Origin of the sequence: Luteimonas sp. R10 (assembly GCF_045689605.1) — a bacterium.
Classification (GTDB): domain Bacteria; phylum Pseudomonadota; class Gammaproteobacteria; order Xanthomonadales; family Xanthomonadaceae; genus Luteimonas.
The window spans coordinates 4236086-4257795 of sequence record NZ_CP141262.1 but is presented as its reverse complement, the minus strand read 5'-3'; the positions used below and the strand labels follow the sequence as shown (position 1 = coordinate 4257795).

The following is a 21710-nucleotide window of genomic DNA, read 5'->3' as shown; positions in this document are numbered from 1 at the left end:
GCAGCATCGGCGGCGTGACGACGGTATCAGCCCATGGTGCGCAGCGACGCGCCGCGGGGGCGGCCGATCCCGCAGGCGGCGGGCGCCCTCGGCGCCCGGTCGCTCTGCCGGGATCAGGCGAGGTAGCGCCCGCCCGGCCAGCCGGTGGCGCGGTGCTTGCCGCCGCGCTTGGCGACGTAGAGGGCCTCGTCGGCCCGCTTCAATGCTTCCCCGAGCGAGACCGCGGCGGTGTCGGCGACGTGGTAGCCGACGCTGCAGGAGACCGGCTCGCGCGTGCTGGAGGGATGCCGCGCGGCGGCGGCCCCGATCGCCTCGATGATCTTGTTGGCCACGTTTCGCGCGCCGTCGTCGTCGGTGACATGAAGCGCGATGACCGCGAATTCGTCGCCGCCCATGCGGCCGATGATGTCGTCCGCGCGCAGCGTCTCGGCCAGCGCCGTGGAAACGTCGCGCAGCAGGTCGTCGCCGGCGGCGTGGCCGAGTTCGTCGTTGATTGCCTTGAAGCCGTCGAGGTCGATGAAGAACACGCCGACCGCGTGGTGCAGGTCCCCGGCCACTTGCCAGTGGTAATGGCCGTGGGCCTCGAAACCGGAGCGGTTGAACAGGCCGGTCAGGGCGTCGCGCTCGGCGCGGTCGGCGAGCTCGCGTTGCCGCGTGCGGTCCAGGGTCACGTCGCGCAGCATGACGTGGATGCCGTCGACATGGCCGCGGGGGTCGTGTTGGGGAATGAAGATCGCGTGCCAGGTCCGCAGGATCGCGCCATGCGGGTCCTCGAACTCGATGCTGTATTCCTTGCCGGCCATGGCGCGGGCGAGGCCCTCGACGAAGTACGGGGTCGCCGGCTGCTGGATGAGGTCGACGATCGGCTTGCCGATCATCTGCTCCTGCGGGCGCTCGAGCTCCTGCGACCAGCCACGGTTGACGAACTCCACCCGGCCTTTGCGGTCGAGGAACATCAGCAGCAGCGGCAGCGCGTCGGCCAATGTCGCCAGGCGCCGGTCGCCACGCCTGCGCGCCGCCTGCGCGTCGCGTTCGCGGGTGACGTCCTGCACGGTGCCCACGAAACCGGTGAGCTCGCCGTCGACCGTCATCGGCGCGGCGTGCATCTTGCACCAGACGGTGCGGCCGTCCGCATGCAGGAAGCGGTGGCTGTCGGCGAAGTGCTCCTCCCTGCCGCCGACGAAACGGCTCCACTCCGACACGGCGCGATCGCGGTCGTCCGGATGCAGCGCCCGCGCCCAGCCGTCGCCGAGTGCCTGCGCCTGCGGTATTCCGGAGATCTGCTCGTAGGTGCGGTTGACGTAGGTGCAGCGGCCGGCGGCGTCGGCGCGGAACAGCCCCATCGGGGCCGAGTCGTTCACCGCCGCCAGTTCCACGCTCTTGGCCCGCAGCTGTTTCTCCACCAGCTGTTGGTCGGTGATGTCCTGGGCGTAACCGAGGACGACCGGCGCCTCGCCTTCGTGCCGGTACAGCCGGTTGTGGTACATCCAGCTGCGGACCTGGCCGTTGCGGTGCAGCGGCGTGAACACGCCGCGATCCTCGCCATGCGCGCGGATGCGGGCGAGATAGTCGTGGAAGACCTTCCGCGACGCCTCCGGCAGGAAGTCCGAAAGCGGGCGCCCGATCATGTCGTCCGCCCTCCGGTCCAGTGCGTCGGCGGCCGCGGGATTGAGCGCCAGCAGCGTCCCGGCGAGGTCGTGGACGCAGATGCAGCCGAGGCTCTGCTCGAATATCTCGCGATAGCGGCGCTCGCTGTGCTGCAGCCGCTGTTGCGCGCGCCGCTGCGCGGTCACGTCGTGCACGATCGCGATCCGGCAGCGGCAGCCCTGGAACGTCAGGCGCTCGACGTGGACGCGCACGGTGGCGATGCTTCCGTCGGCGGCGACATGCCGCCAGTCCCGGGCGTCGAATCCCTCCCCCTGCGGCGAACCCGGCATCGCCGCGAAGTCGGCCCGCTGCTCCTCGGCCTGCAGGTCGAGCGCCGTCAGTCGAAGGAGGGCGGAGCGCTCGTGGCCGTAGAACGCCAGCGCGGCATCGTTGGCGGCGAGGAGGGCGAAGGTTTCCTCGTCATAGACGAAGACCGGCAGCGGATTGCGGTCGAACAGCGCCTGCAGCTCCTGCGCGGTCTCGCGCGCCGCGTTCTCGAGGCGCTGCCGGGCGCAGGCATAGCGCAGCGCGCGCTCGAGCGTGCCGGCCTTCACCTCGCCCTTGTGCAGGTAGTCCTGGGCGCCGGCGGCGATCGCGCGCTCGCCGATCCCGGGTTCGTCCTGCCCGGTCAGGACGATGACCGGCAGGTCCGGGTGGCGCGCCACGATCCGCTCCACGCCCTGCAGGTCCCGGCTGTCGGGAAGGCCGAGGTCGAGCAACACCGCGTCGTAGTGGCCACCGGCGAGCATGTGCGAGGCGGCCGCGAGGGTGGGGGCGAGGTCGATCCGTCGTGGCGTGTCCGTCGCCCGCTCGAGCAACGTGGCATACAGCAGCGCGTCACTCCTGGTGTCCTCGACCAGAAGCAGGGTCTGTGCAGGCTTCTTCATCGCGGGCAGGATAATCCAAGCCCCGCCACCGTGCCGTGGCGGCGCTCGTCCTTGCGGCGCCATGTCCTGCACGCGCCCCGCAGCGGGTTCCGCGGCCGCAGCGCGTCACGGCAGGGCGGCGGCGCGCGGCATCACCCGGAACGTCCTGCACGCACGTCGCGGGATCGGCGCGCGAAGGACCGGCCAGCGGTCAGAAGCAGGCCGCCGCCAGCAGCGGCGTCGTTTCCGGCCAGCGCGTGCGCGCCTGCAGCATGCGCAGCTCGATCAGTACCGCCGCGCCGGCGATCGTCGCGCCCTGCCGCCGCAGCAGCGAGAGGGCGGCCTGCAACGTGCCGCCGGTGGCGAGCACGTCGTCGACGATCAGCACGCGGGCGCCGGGCGCGAGCGCATCGGCGTGCATCTCGAGGCGGTCGCTGCCGTATTCGAGCGCATAGTCCTGCGTCAGCGTCCGTGCCGGCAGCTTGCCGGGCTTGCGCACCGGCACGAATCCGGTCGCGAGCGCCTGCGCCAGCGCCGCACCGAGGATGAAGCCGCGCGACTCGACGCCGGCCACCGCATCCAGCCGGGCGTCGCGCCATGGCGCGGCCATTTCGGCCACCGCGGCGGCGAAGGCCCCGGCATCGGCCAGCGCCGGGGTGATGTCCTTGAACACGATGCCCGGTCGCGGGAAATCGGGAACGTCGCGGACCAGGTGCCGCCAGTCGGTCATTGCAGGCTCGTCGTCATGTGGATCGGCATCCTGCCGGTCGTTTTCGCATGGGTTCAGCGAGTGGCCAGCTTGCCGGATCGCAGCGCGGATCGCGAGCCGCAGCGCCCCTGTCGGGCGCAGGCGCCGTTCCGTGCGTCCGCCGGCCCGCGGTTGCGTGCTTCACCGTGCATTTGCGCGCCCGGTGCGAGCATCGGCGCACGCCAACGTGGAGACGTGCCATGAAAACGATCCGAACTCTGGTCTGCCTGGGGATCGCCTCGTTCGCTGCTGCCGGCGCGGTGCAGGCGCAGACGACGGCGCAGCCGGCTCCGCCCGCGGAGACCTACGGCCCGGAGGACGACGGCCGGCGCTTCGACGACGGCAGCCGCGTCGTCTGCGAAGACGTGGAAGTGCAGCGCAACAGCACCGATCCCAACCGGATCGGCGGCACCGCCGCCGGCGCCGTGATCGGAGGCCTCGTCGGCAACCAGGTCGGCAGCGGCGATGGACGCAAACTCGCCACGGTGGGCGGCGCGGTCGCCGGCGGTGCGATCGGCCGCAAGGTCCAGGGCGACCGCCAGGAAGCGACGGGCGATCGTATCGTCGAAACGCAGTGCCGGCGCGTCTGGCGCTGAGTCGTCGTCCCGTCGCGCTCCGGGCGGAGCGGCTTCATGGATGCGGGCGGGCCTGACGCCTGCCCGCATCCGGCGTGGAGCCGATGCGTCAGGCGTCGGTATCCGCGCCGGTCGTGCCGGGCGGCGTCAGCCGCAGCAGCCGGCCTTCGCTGCCGCGGCCGCCGTCTTCCAGCAGCCAGATGGCGCCGTCGGGCCCCTGTTCCACCTCGCGGATGCGGGTGCCCATGTCGAAGCGCTCGGCTTCGCGCGCAGCGTCGCCGTCGAAGGCGATCCGCACCAGCGACTGCGACGACAATCCGCCGATGAAGCCGTCGCCCCGCCACTGCGGGAACCGCTCGCCGTCGTAAATGATGAAGCCCGCCGGCGAGATCACCGGCGTCCAGCTGACCACCGGTGCGCGGTAGTCGGGATCGGTGCTGTGGTCGGGGATCGGATTGCCGTTGTAGTGCTCGCCGTCGGAGACGACCGGATAGCCGTAGTTGACGCCCTTCTCGACGAGATTGAGCTCGTCGCCGCCCTTCGGGCCCATTTCGTGGTTCCACACCCGGCCGTCGGCGTCGAAGACGATGCCGAGCGGATTGCGGTGGCCCAGCGACCAGACCTGCGCGGCCACGCCGCCCTGGTCGACGAACGGATTGTCGGCCGGCACGCTGCCGTCGTCGTTGAGGCGGATGATCTTGCCGAGGTTGGCCTGCATGTCCTGCGCCGGGTCGAACTTCTGCCGCTCGCCGGAGGTGATCCACAGCATGCCGTCGCGATCGAAGGCGATGCGGTGGCCGTAGTGGCCCTGGCCGGAAACCTTGGGCACCTGGCGCCAGACCACCTGCAGGTTCTCGAGCGCGCCGCCGCCGCTGCCGTCCAGCGTCAGCGTCGCGCGCGCGACCGCCGCGCCGGCACCGCCGTCGCCGGCTTCGGCGTAGCTGATGTAGACCAGGTGGTTGTCGGCGAAGCGCGGATGCAGCACCACGTCGCCGAGGCCGCCCTGGCCGCCATACGCGACTTCGGGAACGCCGCCGATGTCGCCGCCGGTCCCGCGCTCGGGATCGTACAGCTTCAGGATGCCGGCCTTCTCGGTCACCAGCAGGCGGCCGTCGGGCAGGAACGTCATCGCCCAGGGCTCGGCGAATCGCGTGACCTCCTCGACATCGAAGGATCGCCCGTCCGCGGCTGCCGCCTGGGCCGCCGCCGGCTTCGCCGGCGTCGGCGACGATGCGGTGGTGTCGCCGTTGCAGGCGCCCAGCAGGATGGCCGCGCAGGCGGCAGCGAGCAGATGCTTGATCACGGGAAGGTCTCCGACGGACTGGACGGGGGAGATTACGATAGCCTGGACGGGCACGCACCACGATTCGGACGCGTGCCGCGAAGACCGGAGGCCCGATGCTGCCCACGCGCGCGATCCATTGTCCGTACTGCGGGGAGCCGATCGAACTGCAGGTCGACGATTCCGCTGGCGACCAGGACTACGTCGAGGACTGCCATGTCTGCTGCCGTCCGATCGAGGTCGCCGTGCGCATCGGTCCCGACGGCGCAATCGAGGTGCGAACGCGCGCGGACGATGCCGTCTGACGGGTGTCGTTGACATGGCAGGATGTGAATGTTGTGTTGCATTCATGCGCGAAGACCGTGCCGGGCGATCGTCGCGCTCGCCGGCATCTACATGTAAGTTCCCGGCCCTCCGGACTTTCCGTTCGCGTCGGCATCGCCGGCCGTGGCGGACCTAGCGAAAAAGCCCGGGGCATTGGTTAACGATGTGTTTGGAGTGTCTCTGCACGATCGTTGACATTCATCGGTGCGCCGCCAAGCTGCGGATCGTGCGGAGTGCATGCGGCTCGGCCGGCATATGGATCGGCACGTACCGGGCGATTCGCTTCCGCGCTTTGGCTTTCCAACTGGAGATTCCGATGAAAAACGATGCACGCAAGCCCCTGGCTGGACTGATCGCCCTCGCCGCCGCCGTCGCGATGCCGCTGGCGTTCGCGCAGGAGGCCGAGCCGATGACGCAGGACCCGACCACGACGCAGGATCCGACCGCCCAGACCCCGCCGACCGAACAGGCCGCACCGGCCCAGCCCGCCGAAGGGCAGGTGACCTGGGCCGACCTGGACGGCGACGGTGACGGCAACCTCAGCCAGGACGAAGCCAGCGCGCATCCGGCCCTGAGCACGGTGTTCGCCCAGGCCGATACCGATGGCGACGGCCAGCTGACGCCGGACGAGTACCGCAACTTCGCCGCATCGCAGGGCGCCACGCCCCCGGGCGGCGGCCAGTAGGCGTCACCGGATTCGCCCGCGCGAATCCATCGGAACTCGCGCCGACGACGACGGCGCGAGCGAAACGAACGGGGACGGCCGCAGGGCCGTCCCCGTTTTTCGTTGCCAGGCGATGCCCGGAGTGACGGCCAGGCGGGCGCCGTTCGTCTGCGGCTCGAGCAGGCGCTCCTATAGAATGTCGCGATGGAACCTGCAGCGGACGATCGCATCCGACTGGTCGGCTTCGACGGCGACGACACGCTGTGGCGCAGTGAGGACTACTTCGACGATGCCCAACGCCGGTTCGAGGCGATCGTCGGCGCCTACGTCGATCTCGACGACAGCCGGGCGCGCGAACACCTGTACACGGTGGAGAAGGGCAACCTCGCGCTGTTCGGCTACGGCGTGAAGGGCATGGCGCTGTCGATGATCGAGGCCGCCGTCGACATCACCGGCGCCCGTATCAGCGCGGCCGACCTGCACCGCATCGTGCAGCTCGCCAAGGACATGCTGCAGCATCCGGTGGAACTGCTGCCCGGCATCCGCGAAGCGGTCGAGGCGATCGCCGCCGAGCACCGGATCGTGCTGATCACCAAGGGCGATCTCTTCCACCAGGAGAACAAGGTGCGGCGCTCGGGCCTGGCCGACCTGTTCGGCCGGATCGAGATCGTCAGCGAGAAGGACCCGGCCACCTACGCACGCGTGCTCGGCGAGTTCGGCATCGCACCGCCGCAGTTCGTCATGGTCGGCAACTCGCTGCGCTCCGACATCGCGCCGGTCCTGCAGCTCGGCGGCTGGGCGGTGCACATGCCCTACCACCTGACCTGGGCGCACGAGCGCGAAGCCGGTCCGGTGGACGGCGAGGGCGAGCGGCGGTTGCGCACCGTCGCCACGCCACAGGAGCTGCCCGCGGCCGTGCGGCAGATCGTGGAGACGGCTGAAACCGTTTGCAGCCCGTCGCCCGGCCAGGCCGCATGAATCGCGTCTTTACGCCGTCCTCACGGTAGCGCCCGCAGGCGGCGGAGTTGCGCGGCGGTTCACTTGTCCTGCCGCATGGTCGTGGCGGACCTGGCGCAGTCCTTCGGCCAGGCGCGACAGACAGACGCAAGGAGAAGACGATGAGCACGAGCAACCTGTCCCGCTGGTTCGCTCCGGTCGCACTGGCGGCCGGCCTGGGCCTGGCGACGCTGACGCCCACGCCCGCGCGTGCCGGCGACGATCTGGTGCGGGTGATCGTCGACGTCGCCGACGTGGTGCTGCGCGGGAGTACGCCCTACTACCGCCACGGCAACTATGGCTACAACGATCGGCTGATCGTGTCACGCGACCGTTACGGCCGCCCGGTCTACTACCGCCAGGTGCCCCGCTATCACCAGGCCGGCCGTTATCGCCCGGGCCCCCCGGCGCATGCCCCGGCGCACGGCTATCGCGCCAAGCACGGCAGCTACGGCAATGCCAGGTGCGACCGCAAGGGCCGCTGCGAGGTGCGCTACTACGATCCGCGCTACGATCGCGACCATCGCGACGACCGGCGCCATGCGTATCGGGACCGCCGCTGGCGTTGATCACGGATCGGCGTCGCTCCGCCCGTTATTGTGCCGAGCGACGCTTCCACTGGAGGGTGAGATGAAAAAGCCGCGCTTCCGCCTGGCCGCCTTTGCGGGCACCGCATTGCTGCTGGCGTCGGCGTTCGCGCCCGCGGCCGCTGCCGGACCGCTCGAATGCCGGCTCAGCTTCAGCATGTCGGGGTGGTCGGCGTTCTACAAGACGGCGGACGGCACCGGCACCGTGACCTGCGACAACGGCCAGAGCCTGCCGGTGCGCATCAGCGCCAGGGGCGGCGGGATCAGCTTCGGCAAGACCCGGATCGACAACGGCACCGGGCGTTTTTCCGGGGTCGCCAACATCCGCGACGTGATCGGCGGCTATGCCACCGCCGAGGCCCATGCGGGCGCGGCGAAGTCCGCGAAGGCGCAGGTGGTGACCAAGGGGTCGATCTCGCTGGCGCTGGCCGGGACCGGCGAAGGCTGGGATCTCGGGATCGCCTTCGGCAGCTTCGTGATTTCCGAGCGTTGAGCCGGCGCCGCCCGGCCGGTGCCGGGCCTAGTCGGCGCCGCGGCCCGGAGCCTCGATCGCAGGCGCCGCCTGCAGGCTGTCTTCCACGCTGTCGCCGATCTGCAGGCTGAACCAGCCCAGGGCCAGGACATAGGCGCCCAGCAGCAAGGCGACCACGCAAAGGCCGATCAGCCGGCGACGCAGGCGATGGCGGGGCTTGATGGACGTGTTCATCGGCCGCTCCTCCCACGCATCGACGACCTGTCTCCGGAGATACGAACAGCACGATCCAGGTGAGGGCGGGGTGAACGGGGGCAGGCGTGCGTGGCATGCAGGCGACGCCGCCGGCAGGCTGGGGCACAATCGCCGCATGCGCTGCATGCTTCCCTTGCTGGTGCTGCTCGGCAGCGTGTCGCTGGTCGGTTGCGAGCGCGTGGCGGCGCCGGCGCCGGAGGCCGGAGACGGGCGGCTGGAATGGCGGGGCATCTCGCCATGCGCCGATTGCGACGGCATCGACACCGTCCTGGTGCTGCAGCGGCAGGGCGATGCGCGCAGCTACCGGCTCGCCGAGACCTACCGGGTCGGCGGGCGCGACGAGCCCTTCGTCGAGGCCGGGCAGTGGCGGGCGGAGGGTGCGTTGATCCGCATGCAGGGCGAGGACGGCAGCCGGCGGGTCTACGCCGTGCTGCCGGACGGCCGCCTGCAGGTCCGGGACGGCGCCGGCCGCCGCCTGCCGCCCGGGACCGGCCGCCATGCGTTGGAACCGGTCGTTGCCCGCGACGGTCAATGACAGACAGAACCCCGCGCCCGCGGATCCCGGGCGCCGTCCCACGGAGAACATCGATGTCCATCCGCAACCGGCTCCGGGCCTTCGTGCTCGTCCTCGCGCTGCCGTTGGCGGCCACCGCCGCGGCGCAGGAGTTCGCCTACGACTGGGACCCGCGCAGCGGCGACGCCTGGATCGACGGGCATCTGGGCGACATCAACGACTACGGCCGCCGCCACCGCGATCCCTTCATCGACGAACTGGTGCGCTACCGCGACGCGCCCCGCGACCTCGTGACCGCCCTGCTCGTCGATCGTGGCTGGGCGCCGGGCGACGTCTACTACGCCTGTTCCCTCGCCCAGATCGTCGGCCGCCCGTGCCGGCACGTGGTGGAGGAGTGGGAGCGCGGCCATGGCGAAGGCTGGCAAGCGTTGGCGCAGCGGCTGGGCGTCGCTCCCGGTTCGCCGGAATTCCAGCGCCTCAAGCGCGGGTTCGTCCCCAGCTACCAGCGCTGGGGGCGGCCGCTGGTGCTCGACGGCGAGCTGCGCAAGGCGTTCCCCGATCACGGCAAGGCGAGCGCCGGCAGTGCCGCCGGCGAGGAGCCCGGAGCCGGCGCGAAAACGCCCGGCGAGCCGCGGACGGCCAAGGCCGCCGGGGACGACGACGCGTCCTGATCGACCGGCTGCGCGCGCACCGGCTCGGGTGCGCACCGGCTCAGTCCACCGCATCGGAAGCCGGGGGCGAGGCGCCGACCGGCGGCGATGCGCGCGTGGCATCGACCGGTTCGCCGAGTTCGAAGCGCATCCGCGCGAAGTCGATCGTGAAGGAGGCGAACGCGGCGAGGACGTCGCCGCCGAGAATGCCCATGTTGCGGGTCTCGACGTCGGCCGAATCCGCGGTCGCGATGGCGAGTTCCGGCAGCCGCATCTCGCGAGCGTCCACGCGCACCCGCACGTCCGGCCAGGTGGCGATGCGCCGCTCCGTGGTGCCGCCGGCGCCGCCGACCCGTTGGCGTTCCTGCGGCAGTCCCTGCAGCAGCGGGGCATGCCGCTGCGCGAAGCGCGACGACAGCGACGAGTGCGGAGCGCCCGTGTCCAGGTGCAGCGGCACGGCGATGCCGTTGACCGAGACGTCGACATACAGGTCGCTGCCGACGACACGCAGGTTCCCGGGAAGATCGCCGGGCAGGTCGTCGGCGTCGCCGCCGGCGACGGGCTCCGGCGTCAGGCGGCCGTCGGCATCGAAGCGGATGCGGCGCAGGGCGCGCATCACCGGGAAGCCGAGGATCGCGTCGATCCGGTAGCCGCCCGCGACCGGCATCTCCAGTTGCGCATCGTCGAGCACCAGGAACACCACGTTCGACAGCGCCAGCCCGGCGAACTCCAGCCGCTCGGCGACGCCCAGCCGGGTGGCGACCGCATCGCGGCTGCCGCTGCCGACGCTGCCCTCGCCCTCGAGCAGGCGCAGGCCGAGCCGGCGCGCAGTGGAGGCCGAGACCACCGACAGGTTGGCGCCGGTGTCGAGCACCGCCTCCTGCGCGGCGCCGTTGACGGTCATCGTCGCCCGCAGCAGGCCGACCTCGTCGCGGCGGGTGGCCACCGTCTCCGGCGCGAACGCCAGCACCGCCTGCGGCGGGACCGCCGCCAGCTGCGTGGCGATGCCGTGGAACTGGGCGACGTCGGCCGCGCGGCCGTCGGGATCGCCGTGCGCGGCGAGCAGCGCCTGCCAGGCGCCGGTGGCTTCGGCGGCGCGCGCATAGTCGCCGGCGGCGAAACCGGCGTCGGCGGCGATCGACCAGGCGATGCGCCGATGCCGCGGATCGGCGTCCTGGCCGGAGAAGAACGGCGCCAGGGCGCGCAATGCGGCATCGTCCTGCAGCCGCGAGGCGGCGATGCGGGCCCGGGCCAGCGCGGCCAGCTGCAGATCGGCGATCCGCGGCGACGCGGCCTCGAGCGCGAACACCTCGCCCTTGCGGGCGTCCGCGAGCAGGGCTTCGGCCTGCGCCGCGGGCAGCGGCGGCGCCTCCCCGGCCGCCTGCGCCATGGCCCTCGGCGCGAGCGCGAGCAGCAGGCAGAGGAACAGCGGCACGCCATAGCGCCGGAAGCGCGGCAGGGGGCTTGTGGAGCAGGGGAAGGTCGGCATACTGGGCTCGTTCCGCATGAAAAAATTATCGTAATACAGAAATAAATATGGATTCAACAGAAACCCACGCCAAGCTCCAACGGGCTGCCCGCCGGCTGCGCCTGGCGGCCTGGGCCGGGGCCGTGCTGTGCCTGGCCGTGACCGGGCTGGCGGTCTTCGCCCCGCAGGCCGGCCCCGGGGGCTTGCTCGCCGCCATCCTCGACACCGATGGCCTGCCGCACGCCTGGGCAGCGGCGATCGCGCTGGTCGTGGCGGGCCTGGTGGCCGGCGCCCTGTTCGAGCTGGCGCGGATGCTGGGCCGGGTCGGGCACGGGGCGCTGTTCGCGCCGGCGGCGACGCGGCACTTCCGCCGCTTCGCGCTGCTGCTGGTGCTGGCCGCGCTGCTGCGGCTGCTGCTGCCGGCGCTGGCCGTGGTGGCGTTGGCGGCGATGGGCGAGTCCGTGACAGTGACGCTGTCGTTCTCCGGCGGCGACCTGCTGGCGCTGTTCCTGGCGCTGGTGTTCTTCTTCGTGGCACGGCTGTTCGACGAGGCCGCGCGCCTCGAAGAAGACAGCCGCGCGATCGTCTGAGTGCCGGCCGTGGCGATCGTGGTCCGTCTCGACGTGATGCTGGCGCTGCGCAAGGTGCGCTCCAAGGACCTGGCCGCGCACGTCGGCATCACCGAATCCAACCTGTCCCTGCTCAAGTCCGGCAAGGTCCGCGGTATGCGCTTCGAGACCCTGGGGCGGATCTGCGAGTACCTGGACTGCCAGCCGGGCGACCTGCTGGTCTGGGAGCCGGACGCGTCGGGTACGGACTGAACCGCCGGCTTTCGTAGGAGCGCACCGCGCCAGGCAGACTTTTCCGCTGCGGTGCGAGACGGGCCGTCGCCACGGGTTTCGCCAATGAATAGCCCGCGCTCCACCCTTGATGTTTGTCAGCCCATTGCGAAAGGCTCGGCTGCCTATTTACACCACCCGTGGCGACGGGGCTGGCTGCATCGCAGCGGAAACGGCTGCCTGGCGCGACCAATGGATGATCGCCTTGGCCTACCGGGGCGCGATGGAGTACAAATGTACTCCATGAGATCCCTGAGCCCCCGCCGCGCCGCGATCCTGGCCCTGATCCGCGACCGGGTCGCCGCGCACGGCCAGCCGCCGACCCTGGCCGAGATCGCCGCCGCCTGCGGCCTGGCCTCGCGCGGGGCCGCGCGCAAGCACGTGCAGGCGCTGGCCGCGGCCGGGCTGATCGAGGTCGCCGCCGGGCAGGCGCGCGGCATCCGCCCCGCCGGGCTGCGCGCGCGCGCCGACCTGCTGCGGCTGCCGGTACTGGGCCGGGTGGCGGCCGGCGCGCCGATCGGCGCCGATGCCGGGCTGGCCGACACGCTCACCCTCGACGCACGGCTGTTCGCGCAGGCGCCCGACTACCTGCTGCGGGTGCAGGGCGATTCGATGATCGACGACGGCATCCTCGACGGCGACCTGGTCGGGGTGCGCCGCGGCAGCGATGCGCGCGACGGCCAGACCGTGGTCGCGCGGCTGGACGGCGAGCTGACGATCAAGCGGCTGGCGCTCGGCGCCGAGGCCATCCGCCTGCTGCCGCGCAACCCGGCCTACGCGCCGATCGTGGTGCGGCCGGACCAGGAGTTCGCGATCGAGGGCCTGTTCTGTGGCCTGGTCCGGCGCGGCTGAGTGGGTGCGGTGGTCGCCCTCGACGCGCTGCTGCACGAGCGCCGGATCTGGAAGGGGCGCCCGGCGCCGGCGCCCGCCAGCGCGCAGCCGACCGGTTACGCCGCGCTGGATGCGGCATTGCCCACCGGCGGCTGGCCGGCGTCGGCGCTGAGCGAGCTGCTGGTCGCGGCCGACGGCATCGGCGAGCTGCGGCTGCTGTGGCCGGCGCTGGCGCGGCTGTCGCGGGCCGGCGAGCGCATCGTGCTGGTGGCGCCGCCGTACCTGCCGTTCGCCGCCGCCTGGCAGGCGGCGGGCGTGGACCTGCGGCAATTGCACGTGGTGCAGGCGCCGCGGCCGCGCGATGCGCTGTGGGCGACCGAACAGTGCCTGCGCTCGGGCAGCTGCGGCGCGGTGCTGTGCTGGCCGCAGGACGCCGACGACCGCGCGCTGCGGCGGCTGCAGGTGGCGGCGGAGAGCGGCAAGACATTGGCCTTCGCCACCCGGCCGCTGCCGACGGCGCGCAACCCGTCGCCGGCGCCGCTGCGGATCGCGCTCGACGCGCAGCCGGCGCAGCTGCGGGTGCTCAAGTGCCGCGGCGGATTGGCACCGCCGCGGCCACTGCCGTTCCCCGCGGCGGCGGACCGGTGAGGGCGGCATGCGCTGGGCCTGCATCCTGCTGCCGCAACTGGCGCTGGACGGCGTTTTGCGCCGTCGCGTCGATCGCGACGCGCCGCTGGCGCTGCTCGCCGGCACGGCGCAGCGCCGGGTGCTGCACGCGGTCAATCCGGCCGCACGCGCGCTCGGCCTGAAGCCGGGAATGACGCTGACCGCGGCGCAGGCGCTGGCCGGCGCGGTCGAGACCGTCGAGCACGATCCGGAGGACGACGTGCGCTGGCAGCGCTTCCTCGCCGCCTGGGCCTATCGCTTCAGCTCCCAGGTCAGCCTGCGCTACCCGCATGCCCTAGTCGTCGAGATCGGCGCCAGCCTCGGCCTGTTCGGGCCCTGGCCGCGGCTGGAGGCGCGGCTGCGCGGGGAGCTCGCCGCGCTCGGCTTCCATCACCGCATCGTGGCCGCGCCGAACCCTGCCGCCGCGCGCGCGCTGGCCAATGCCCATGACGGCCTGGCGATCCCCGACGAGGACCGCATGCGCCGCGCGCTGGCGCAGTTGCCGGTGGCGCGCGCGGGCTTCGCGCCGGAGGCCGCCGCCGCGCTCGAGCGCATGGGGCTGCGCAAGCTGGCGCAGGTGCAGGCGCTGCCGCGCGCGAGCCTGGTGCGGCGGTTCCCGGCCGCGGTGCTGCGGCACCTGGACACATTGACCGGCGAGCGTCCCGAGCCGCTGCAGTGGTACCGGCCGCCGGACCGCTTCGATGCGCGCATCGAGCTCGGGTTCGAGGTGGAGTCGCACCAGGCGCTGCTGTTCCCGCTGCGGCGCCTGAGCGCGGACCTGGCCGCGTACCTCGCCGGCCGCGACGGCGGCGTGCAGCGCTTCGAGCTGCGGCTCGAGCACGAGGACGCGGCCGACACCCGGGTGCCGGTGGGCCTGCTCGGCACCGAGCGCGAGCCGGCGCTGCTGTTCGAGGTCGCGCGCACGCGGCTGGAGCGCACCGGCGTGCCGGCGCCGGTGCGCGGGCTGCGCCTGGTCGCGCGCGAGCTGCCGCCGTTCGCGCCCGCGCACCGCGAGCTGTTCGACGAGCGCCCGCAGCAGTCGATGCCGTGGGAGCAGCTGCGCGAACGCCTGCGCGCGCGGCTCGGCGACGAGGCCGTGCACGGCCTGCGCGTGCACCACGACCACCGCCCCGAACGGGCCTGGCGCGGCGAGCGCGCGACGCGGCCCGATGCCGATGCCGACGCGCCGCCGCGGCCCGGCTGGCTGCTGCCGCGGCCGGTCCCGCTGCGCGGCGGCGCGCCGGACCTGCTCGCCGGCCCGGAACGCATCGAAAGCGGCTGGTGGGACGGCGACGTGCGCCGCGACTACTACCGCGTGCTCACCCGCCAGGGCCAGCACGCCTGGGTCTACGCGGCGCCGGACGAGCGCGGGCACTTCATGCTGCACGGGTGGTTCGCATGAGCGCCGCGCCCGACTACGCCGAGCTGCACTGCCTGTCGAACTTCAGCTTCCAGCGCGGCGCCTCGAGCGCGCCGGAGCTGTTCGCGCGCGCGCGACGGCTGGGCTACCGCGCGCTGGCGATCACCGACGAATGCTCGCTGTCCGGGATCGTGCGCGCCTGGCAGGCGGCGCGGGACGTCGGCCTGCCGCTGATCGTCGGCAGCGAGCTGCGCCTGGCCGACGGCCCGGCCTGCGTGCTGCTGGTCGAAACCCTGCAGGGTTACCGCACCCTGTGCCGGCTGATCACCGATGCCCGCCGCCGCGCCGACAAGGGCACGTACCGGCTGCTGCGCAAGGACTTCGCCGGCGGCACCGACGGGTTGCTGGCGCTGTGGCTGCCGGACGCGTCCGCCGACGAATCGCACGGGCGCTGGCTGCAGGCGCTGTTCCCGCAGCGCACCTGGCTGGCGGTGGAACTGCACCGCGGCCCGGACGACGCCGCGCGCCTGGCGCAGCTGCAGGCGCTGGCACGGCGGCTGCAGATGCCGACGGTGGCCGCCGGCGACGTGCACATGCACGCGCGCGGCCGCCGCGCGCTGCAGGACACCATGACCGCGATCCGCCACCACGCCACCGTGGCCGAGGCCGGGCGGCGCCTGTTCCCCAACGGCGAGCGCCACCTGCGCCCGCGGCACGCGCTGACGGGGCTGTATCCGCCGGCGCTGCTGGCCGAGACGCTGCGCATCGCCGCGCGCTGCAGCTTCGACCTCGGCGAACTGAAGCCGCACTACCAGTACCCGCACGAGCTGGTGCCGGCCGGGCACGACGCGGCCAGCTGGCTGCGCACGCTGGCGCTGCAGGGCCTCGAGCGGCGCGTGGCCGAGGGCGCGCTGAAGGACGTGGAGAAAGTGGGCGCGGTGCGCGAACAGATCGAAAAGGAGCTGGCGCTGATCGCGCACAAGCGCTACGAGAACTATTTCCTCACCGTGCACGACATCGTCCGTTTCGCGCGCAGCCGCCACATCCTCTGCCAGGGCCGCGGCTCGGCGGCGAACTCGGCGGTGTGCTTCGCGCTGGGCATCACCGAGGTCGATCCCTCGCGCCAGCGGCTGCTGTTCGAGCGCTTCATCTCGGCCGACCGCGACGAGCCGCCGGACATCGACGTCGATTTCGAGCACGAGCGCCGCGAGGAGGTGATCCAGTACGTGTTCGGGCACTACGGCCGCCACCGCGCGGCGCTGGCGGCGGTGGTGATCAGCTACCGCGGCGCCGGCGCGGTGCGCGACGTCGCCCGCGCGCTGGGGATGCCGCAGGACCAGATCGACGCGCTGGCGCGCGCGTTCGGCCGCTGGAGCGTGGAGCTGCCGCCGGACGCGCACCTGCGCGAGCGCGGCTTCGACCCGGACAGCCCGCTGCTGCGGCAGGTGCTGGCGCTGACCGCGCAGCTGATCGGGTTCCCGCGGCACCTGTCGCAACACCCCGGCGGCTTCGTGATCTCCGAGCATCCGCTGCACACGCTGGTGCCGGTGGAGAACGCGGCGATGGAGGACCGCACCGTGATCCAGTGGGACAAGGACGACCTGGACGCGGTCGGCCTGCTCAAGGTCGACGTGCTGGCGCTCGGCATGCTCACCGCGCTGCGCCGCTGCTTCGACCTGCTGCGCCGGCACGACGGCCCGGACCTGGCGCTGGCGACGGTCCCGCCGGAGGACGAAGACACTTACGACATGATCTCGCGCGCCGACACCATCGGCGTGTTCCAGATCGAATCGCGTGCGCAGATGGCGATGCTGCCGCGGCTGCAGCCGCGGCAGTTCTACGACCTGGTCATCCAGGTGGCGATCGTGCGGCCGGGCCCGATCCAGGGCGACATGGTGCATCCGTACCTGCGCCGCCGCTGCGGCGACGAGAAGGTGACCTATCCCTCCGCGGCGTTGGAGGACGTGCTGGTGCGCACGCTCGGCGTGCCGCTGTTCCAGGAGCAGGTGATGGAGATCGCCATCGTCGCCGCCGGCTACGAGCCGAGCGAAGCCGACGGCCTGCGCCGGGCGATGGCGGCGTGGAAACGACATGGCGGACTGGAGCCGCATCGCAAACGACTGACCGATGGCATGCTCGAGCGCGATTACACGCCCGAGTTCGCAGCGCGCATCTTCGAGCAGATCAAGGGCTTCGGCAGCTACGGCTTTCCCGAGTCGCACGCGGCCAGCTTCGCGCTGCTGGCCTACGCCAGTTCCTGGCTCAAGTGCCACCACCCGGCCGAATTCGCCTGCGCCATGGTCAACAGCTGGCCGATGGGCTTCTACAGCCCCGACCAGATCCTGCAGGACGCGCGCCGGCACGGCGTCGGCGTGCGCCCGGTCGACGTGCGCCACAGCGACTGGGACTGTTCGCTGGAGCGCCTGGACGACGCGCCGCCGGATCGGCCGTTCGCGATCCGCATGGGCATGCGCCTGGTGCGCGGCCTGCGCGAGGACGACGCGGTGCGGATCGCGGCCGCGCGCGCGCAGCGGCCGTTCGCCGATGTCACCGACCTGTGCACGCGCGCCGGCCTCGACCAGCGCGCCCGCGCCTTGCTGGCCGATGCCGGCGCCCTGCGCGGCCTGGCGGGGCATCGGCATCGCGCCCGCTGGGCGATCGCCGGCGTGGAAGCGCAGCGGCCGCTGTTCGGCGCCGATGCCTCCGCGCCGGAGCCGGCGGTCGTGCTGCCGCCGCCGGACACCGCCGCCGACGTGTCCGCCGACTACGCCAGCACCGGCACCACGCTCGGCCCGCACCCGCTGCGATTGCTGCGCACGCAGTTGCGCGCGCGCCATTGCCGCAGCTCGCGCGAGATCGAAGCGCTGCCGCACGGCCGCAGCATCACCGTCGCCGGCCTGGTCACCCTGCGCCAGCGCCCGCAGACCGCCAGCGGCGTCACCTTCATGACCCTCGAGGACGAGCACGGCATGGTCAACATCGTCGTCCGCCGCGAGATCGCCGAGGCGCAGTGGCGTGCCTACCTGGAATCGCGCCTGCTGCAGGTCGAGGGCCGGTTGCAGGCGGTGGCCGGTGTGCGCCACCTGGTGGCCCACCGCCTGCACGACCTCACCCCGCTGCTGCAGGGCCTGGACGTGCGCAGCCGGGATTTCCACTAAGCCCGTTCGCCCGCGGCTGAATGGCGCCGCTCGCGGTAGAAGATCGCCTCGGGGCCGAGGTCGGTCAGGATCATCCAGTCGAGCCGCCGCCGGTGGACAGCAGGTAGGAGATAACCGCGTCGGCCTTGCCGGCGGACACCAGTTGTTCGGCGGTGCGATGCTCGAACTCGGGGATGGGCGCGTTGCGGTACCAGTCGATCGCGTGCGCCCGCTCGCCGCCGGTCTCGGAAGCGGCAGACAGCACCCGCAGTGCGTCGCGCATGTACTGCTGCAGCCTGGCATTGGCGGGAGCATCGGCCACCGTGGTGCGGTGGACGCGGGCGAGCTGGGCCAGCTCCTGCTGGCGCAGGTGCAGTGCCTCGGCAAAGCGGTCCGGTGCGATCAGCGGCATGCCCGGTGCGCGCAGCCCCTCGATGAAGGTTTGGAAATCAAGCTGGACGGCCATCGGAACTCTCCTGATCGGATGGTGTGGCTTGCAGAGGGCATGCCGAGGAACTCATCGAGCCGCTGTGCCAAGCGCCTCGGCGAGCACGCCCACGAGGCCTCGACCGGCTGTACCGGTCCTGTCGAGCGCCGGGTTGTAGATCGTCACTTCGAGGCCGACGATCTTTTCGCTGGCGAAGGCGATTCGGAGCGTCGTTTTGAGGTCCTCCCAGGACAATCCCCCCGGCACCCGGAAGTCGACCGCCGGCATGACGGCGTCGTCGAGAACATCGGCGTCCAGATGGACGAAGAAGCCGTCCAGGCCCCGGTTCGTCAGATCTCCAACAGCCTCGCGGGCAGCCGGTTCTACACCAACGCGACGTAGCCTCGGCAGATCATAGACATGAAGCTCCGGCGGCAGCGTCTGGCTGCCATACGCCTCCTGGTCCTCATGGTCGCGGTATCCGAAAGCGACCACGTCCTCCGGGCGCACAAGGGGGCGGCGGCCTTCGATGTCGGTGAGCAGTGCAGGCCCGTAGCCGCTTGCCCACGCAAGATCCATGGAAGCGCCCTCGCCATTGGGCTCGGCCTCCGGCTGGAAGAAATCAGCGTTCCCGTCGATGAAAAGCAGGCCGTAGCGGCCCCGGCGCCGCAGCGCCAGCATCGACCCCAGAAGGATGGTGCAGTCGCCACCCAGCACCACCGGGAACTCGCCTGAATCCAGTACTTCCTCGACGGCGTCGGCGAGCCTTGGCGACCATGCCGCGATCGCTTTCGCATTCAGTACCCGGGTCCCGGGATCAGGCGTCGGGTCCTTGGGCGGCACGGCCAGCCGCCCTGCGCGACGCGCAAGGATGCGGTCCGCAAGGCCCAGCTCGAGCAGCCGATCGGGCAAGCCCTCGACGCCGCCGGTCGCGAGGCCCAGTGTGGATGGCGCTTCCAGGATTGCGTAGCGACGGGTCGACATCGAATAGCTGTTCTTAACATAGACGAGTTAGTACGACGTGAGGTGTAGCAATCCAAAGAGCGGCATGCTCGCCCGTCGACAATCTGGCTCAATGGAGACTTCAATACCGGGTCAGATTCTGAGCTTTCCCCAGATTTTTTTGCCGCCCATCTTCCCCCTTTGAAAAAGGGGGATTGAGGGGGATTTGCTGTTGCTGTTGCTTGGCCGCGCACCGAGCAATTCCCCCCAGCCCCCCTTTTTCAAAGGGAGGAAACAGCCAATCCACTGAACTGATTGCAGGAAAACAGGGAAAAACCCCAGGGTCAGATTCACTTCTGCGGATGACCTTGACGTCGGACTTGAACCGTTGCAAACTCGCTCCCAAGGAGCGTAGAAACTCCTCAGGTAGCGGTCCCCACCTCCGTCAAACCGGTGGGTTTTTTGTGCCCGTATGCTGCGGGCACGACCGACGCGATGCCTGCGTCGGGAGGGCGGCTAATACAACACCCTTCGGGGGAATACGCCCGCCGGCTACCTGCGGTTTCTAACCTCCCGACTTCCCGTCCGCCATTCCGGTGGGCGGGCACTTCATGGACTGAGGAGGCGACGATGTCGAAGTATGAATCCGAGGAGATGGAATCGACGGGCTACTTTCTGCCTGAGGACGGCCAGTTCCGGCTGAAGAAACTGCACGACCACATGGTGTTCCTGTCCCACCTGGCGCAGCCGCGCACGCACGACGAGGAACAGGAATGGGTGCCCGAGATCCGCGTGGGCGAACTGGCGGTCTGCCTGGAGTTGCTGGCGGAACAGGCCGGGCTGGTGCTGGAAGAGGTGTCGTGGCCGGCGGAACGGGAGGCCGAGCGTGAGCCTGCGTGTGCAACCACTGAAGCCGAGGCGCTGGAGGGCGAGACGCCGGAGGCCGGGGCGCCGGGCGACGAGGTGCCGGACGACGAAGCGGTGGAGGCAGAAGCGGTGGAAGGCGAGGCAGACACGGAAGCCCGCTTCGTCTTCGGCGTCACCCTGGACCAGATGGACGAACTCGACCGCCGGCTCGACATGATCACGGCGCACGGCGACGTGGTGTTCAGTGTCGAAGAGGCTGACCTGGCCATCGGCACGTTGGCGATGGTGGGGCATGCGGTCTTCGACGACGCCAGGGCGGCGAAAGCCATCATCGAACAGGTGACGTCGCAGCGGCTCAACGGGTCGCGCAGGCGGCGAAGCGGCGTACGCGAGGCGCGGGCCGTGTATGGCGCAGGCGCTGCGTTGCCGGTTGCGGACCCGCAACGCCCCGCATTGCCGCCGCCTACCCATGCGCAGCGTGGATGCATTTCTCAGGCGCCCGCACAGCGCCTGCACTGATCCGGCGACGGGGATCCGGAGCGCCGGGGGCGGCCTGCCGCCCCCGGCTGGACGGCCGAGAACGGTCGGGTTGATTTTCGTACACAGGAGCAAAGCAGGCCTCGGCGCCGACGCCCATTCGGCCCGTCACCGGCAACCGGCGAGAATGGCGATCCCTCTGTCCCCCCATCCGCCCGCTCCGTCCATGACCTCTCCCGGCCTGCGCAATTCAGCGCGACACCAGGTCCGGCCTCCCTGCGCCTGTCCGTCGCGCCGGTGACGGAACGGATGGAACGTCCTTGGCAGCCGCCGATGCTGCCGATGCGGATCGTCTCCGAGTCCGTCGTGCCCGGATCCATGAAGTAGCCGAATCGATGAGGGGAAGTGGACCTCAGTGGTGCCGGGCGCTGAGGTGCGGATCAACGCTCCTGGAACTGTAGTTGCGCGTCGCGGTCGTTCTCGAATGCATTGGCGGCGGTGAATGACGCCTTCGCGGCGTCGTAGCCCGTGTAGTCCATGCTGGCGGTGAAGGCCTGGGCAAGCTCGAACATGCGGATGACCGGATCGATCTGGCGCGTCCGGCTGAAGGCCTTCAAGGTGGTGATGTAGTCATCCCGGTACACGGTGGGAATGATGATGCGGCACTCGTTGGCTGCGGTCAGTTCGGCACTCATCATCGCGCGTGACAGTCGGCCATTGCCGTCATCGAAAGGGTGGACTTCGGAAACGGCAACCTGCATGAAGATCGCCCGTGCCAGCGCGTGTGGCAGGGCACGGTAGAGCGCGAACGCCTCGACCTGGGTGCCGGCAACCAGTTCGGGTTCGACGAAGACCGAGTTGCCGGCGCGATTTCGCTGCAGCTTGAACTCGCGATCAGGCCCGGCAATGCCAGGTTGCGCGCCTTGCCGATCGGCACCGAAGACGAAGAGGTGTGGCTGGAGGGCGGCGCCGATCTCGATGGCGCTGCGGTGCGAGACCACGCTGCCGGGGAACAGGTGATCGACGATCTCCAGGCGGTTGCGCTGCACGATGACCTCCAGGCCGTCCTGCAGGTTGGGCGTGTACAGCCCGTGGGCGATCCGCGCATGCGGCCGG

The 21710-nt window shown here is 71.2% G+C and carries 24 protein-coding genes; 15 read left to right on the top strand and 9 right to left on the bottom strand.

Annotated features, from left to right (window positions below):
- Positions 1-113 precede the first annotated feature (113 nt).
- Entirely contained in the window at positions 114-2534 is a 2421-nt protein-coding gene (locus U3649_RS18640; protein WP_407352776.1) for a PAS domain S-box protein, read from the bottom strand.
- A gap of 190 nt (positions 2535-2724) precedes the next feature.
- The gene (locus tag U3649_RS18635; RefSeq protein WP_407352775.1) at positions 2725-3243 is read right to left on the bottom strand and encodes an adenine phosphoribosyltransferase; all 519 of its coding nucleotides are present in this window, start codon (positions 3241-3243) and stop codon (positions 2725-2727) included.
- Between the two features lie 218 nt (positions 3244-3461).
- Between U3649_RS18635 and U3649_RS18630 the strand changes: the two genes are divergently transcribed.
- Positions 3462-3857 carry a glycine zipper 2TM domain-containing protein gene (locus U3649_RS18630; RefSeq protein WP_407352774.1) on the top strand — a complete coding sequence of 132 codons (396 nt, stop codon included), beginning with the start codon at positions 3462-3464 and terminating at the stop codon, positions 3855-3857.
- Between the two features lie 88 nt (positions 3858-3945).
- On the opposite strand, the gene U3649_RS18625 is transcribed toward U3649_RS18630, so the two are convergent.
- Positions 3946-5139 (bottom strand): PQQ-dependent sugar dehydrogenase, encoded by a 1194-nt coding sequence (locus tag U3649_RS18625; protein ID WP_407352773.1) that lies wholly within the window; start codon positions 5137-5139, stop codon positions 3946-3948.
- A 95-nt stretch (positions 5140-5234) separates the two neighbouring features.
- Here U3649_RS18625 and U3649_RS18620 point away from each other — a divergent pair, with 95 nt between their 5' ends.
- From U3649_RS18620 to U3649_RS18600, 5 genes are all read left to right on the top strand, one after another.
- The gene (locus tag U3649_RS18620) at positions 5235-5423 is read left to right on the top strand and encodes a CPXCG motif-containing cysteine-rich protein (RefSeq protein ID WP_407352772.1); all 189 of its coding nucleotides are present in this window, start codon (positions 5235-5237) and stop codon (positions 5421-5423) included.
- Between the two features lie 335 nt (positions 5424-5758).
- A complete protein-coding gene (locus tag U3649_RS18615) occupies positions 5759-6127 on the top strand; it encodes an EF-hand domain-containing protein (protein WP_407352771.1) in 369 nt (122 codons plus the stop codon).
- Between the two features lie 183 nt (positions 6128-6310).
- Entirely contained in the window at positions 6311-7084 is a 774-nt protein-coding gene (locus U3649_RS18610; protein WP_407352770.1) for an HAD family hydrolase, read from the top strand.
- Between the two features lie 140 nt (positions 7085-7224).
- Positions 7225-7671 carry a hypothetical protein gene (locus U3649_RS18605; protein ID WP_407352769.1) on the top strand — a complete coding sequence of 149 codons (447 nt, stop codon included), beginning with the start codon at positions 7225-7227 and terminating at the stop codon, positions 7669-7671.
- Between the two features lie 61 nt (positions 7672-7732).
- Positions 7733-8182, top strand: a complete 450-nt coding sequence (locus U3649_RS18600) for a hypothetical protein (RefSeq protein ID WP_407352768.1) — start codon at positions 7733-7735, stop codon at positions 8180-8182.
- A gap of 27 nt (positions 8183-8209) precedes the next feature.
- On the opposite strand, the gene U3649_RS18595 is transcribed toward U3649_RS18600, so the two are convergent.
- Positions 8210-8395 (bottom strand): hypothetical protein, encoded by a 186-nt coding sequence (locus U3649_RS18595; protein WP_407352767.1) that lies wholly within the window; start codon positions 8393-8395, stop codon positions 8210-8212.
- A gap of 136 nt (positions 8396-8531) precedes the next feature.
- Here U3649_RS18595 and U3649_RS18590 point away from each other — a divergent pair, with 136 nt between their 5' ends.
- Entirely contained in the window at positions 8532-8951 is a 420-nt protein-coding gene (locus U3649_RS18590; RefSeq protein ID WP_407352766.1) for a copper resistance protein NlpE N-terminal domain-containing protein, read from the top strand.
- A gap of 53 nt (positions 8952-9004) precedes the next feature.
- Positions 9005-9601 (top strand): hypothetical protein, encoded by a 597-nt coding sequence (locus U3649_RS18585; protein ID WP_407352765.1) that lies wholly within the window; start codon positions 9005-9007, stop codon positions 9599-9601.
- A gap of 40 nt (positions 9602-9641) precedes the next feature.
- Here U3649_RS18585 and U3649_RS18580 read toward each other — a convergent pair whose 3' ends face one another.
- On the bottom strand, positions 9642-11069 hold the full coding sequence (locus U3649_RS18580; RefSeq protein ID WP_407352764.1) for an aspartyl protease family protein: 1428 nt from the start codon (positions 11067-11069) through the stop codon (positions 9642-9644).
- Between the two features lie 47 nt (positions 11070-11116).
- Here U3649_RS18580 and U3649_RS18575 point away from each other — a divergent pair, with 47 nt between their 5' ends.
- From U3649_RS18575 to U3649_RS18550, 6 genes are all read left to right on the top strand, one after another.
- A complete protein-coding gene (locus U3649_RS18575; protein WP_407352763.1) occupies positions 11117-11638 on the top strand; it encodes a DUF2975 domain-containing protein in 522 nt (173 codons plus the stop codon).
- A gap of 9 nt (positions 11639-11647) precedes the next feature.
- The gene (locus tag U3649_RS18570) at positions 11648-11869 is read left to right on the top strand and encodes a helix-turn-helix domain-containing protein (protein ID WP_407352762.1); all 222 of its coding nucleotides are present in this window, start codon (positions 11648-11650) and stop codon (positions 11867-11869) included.
- Positions 11870-12130: 261 nt separating this feature from the next.
- Complete coding sequence (gene lexA, locus U3649_RS18565; protein WP_407352761.1) at positions 12131-12739, top strand: transcriptional repressor LexA; 609 nt, start codon at positions 12131-12133, stop codon at positions 12737-12739.
- A complete protein-coding gene (imuA, locus tag U3649_RS18560) occupies positions 12740-13366 on the top strand; it encodes a translesion DNA synthesis-associated protein ImuA (RefSeq protein WP_407352760.1) in 627 nt (208 codons plus the stop codon). It begins immediately after the preceding gene.
- A 7-nt stretch (positions 13367-13373) separates the two neighbouring features.
- On the top strand, positions 13374-14786 hold the full coding sequence (locus tag U3649_RS18555; RefSeq protein WP_407352759.1) for a Y-family DNA polymerase: 1413 nt from the start codon (positions 13374-13376) through the stop codon (positions 14784-14786).
- A complete protein-coding gene (locus tag U3649_RS18550) occupies positions 14783-17902 on the top strand; it encodes an error-prone DNA polymerase (RefSeq protein WP_407352758.1) in 3120 nt (1039 codons plus the stop codon). The genes U3649_RS18555 and U3649_RS18550 overlap by 4 nt, the downstream gene beginning before the upstream one ends.
- Positions 17903-17972: 70 nt before the next feature.
- Here the strand turns inward: U3649_RS18550 and U3649_RS18545 are convergent, their stop codons facing one another.
- The 3 genes from U3649_RS18545 to U3649_RS18535 all read right to left on the bottom strand — a co-directional run bounded on the left by U3649_RS18545 (position 17973) and on the right by U3649_RS18535 (position 19604).
- Entirely contained in the window at positions 17973-18347 is a 375-nt protein-coding gene (locus tag U3649_RS18545) for a DNA-binding protein (protein ID WP_407352757.1), read from the bottom strand.
- A 51-nt stretch (positions 18348-18398) separates the two neighbouring features.
- Positions 18399-19292 carry an arginase family protein gene (locus U3649_RS18540; protein WP_407352756.1) on the bottom strand — a complete coding sequence of 298 codons (894 nt, stop codon included), beginning with the start codon at positions 19290-19292 and terminating at the stop codon, positions 18399-18401.
- Between the two features lie 111 nt (positions 19293-19403).
- Complete coding sequence (locus tag U3649_RS18535) at positions 19404-19604, bottom strand: hypothetical protein (RefSeq protein ID WP_407352755.1); 201 nt, start codon at positions 19602-19604, stop codon at positions 19404-19406.
- A 276-nt stretch (positions 19605-19880) separates the two neighbouring features.
- Between U3649_RS18535 and U3649_RS18530 the strand changes: the two genes are divergently transcribed.
- Complete coding sequence (locus U3649_RS18530; protein WP_407352754.1) at positions 19881-20636, top strand: XAC0095 family protein; 756 nt, start codon at positions 19881-19883, stop codon at positions 20634-20636.
- A 398-nt stretch (positions 20637-21034) separates the two neighbouring features.
- Here the strand turns inward: U3649_RS18530 and U3649_RS18525 are convergent, their stop codons facing one another.
- Positions 21035-21643 (bottom strand): Fic family protein, encoded by a 609-nt coding sequence (locus U3649_RS18525; RefSeq protein WP_407352753.1) that lies wholly within the window; start codon positions 21641-21643, stop codon positions 21035-21037.
- Between the last annotated feature and the right edge of the window lie 67 nt (positions 21644-21710).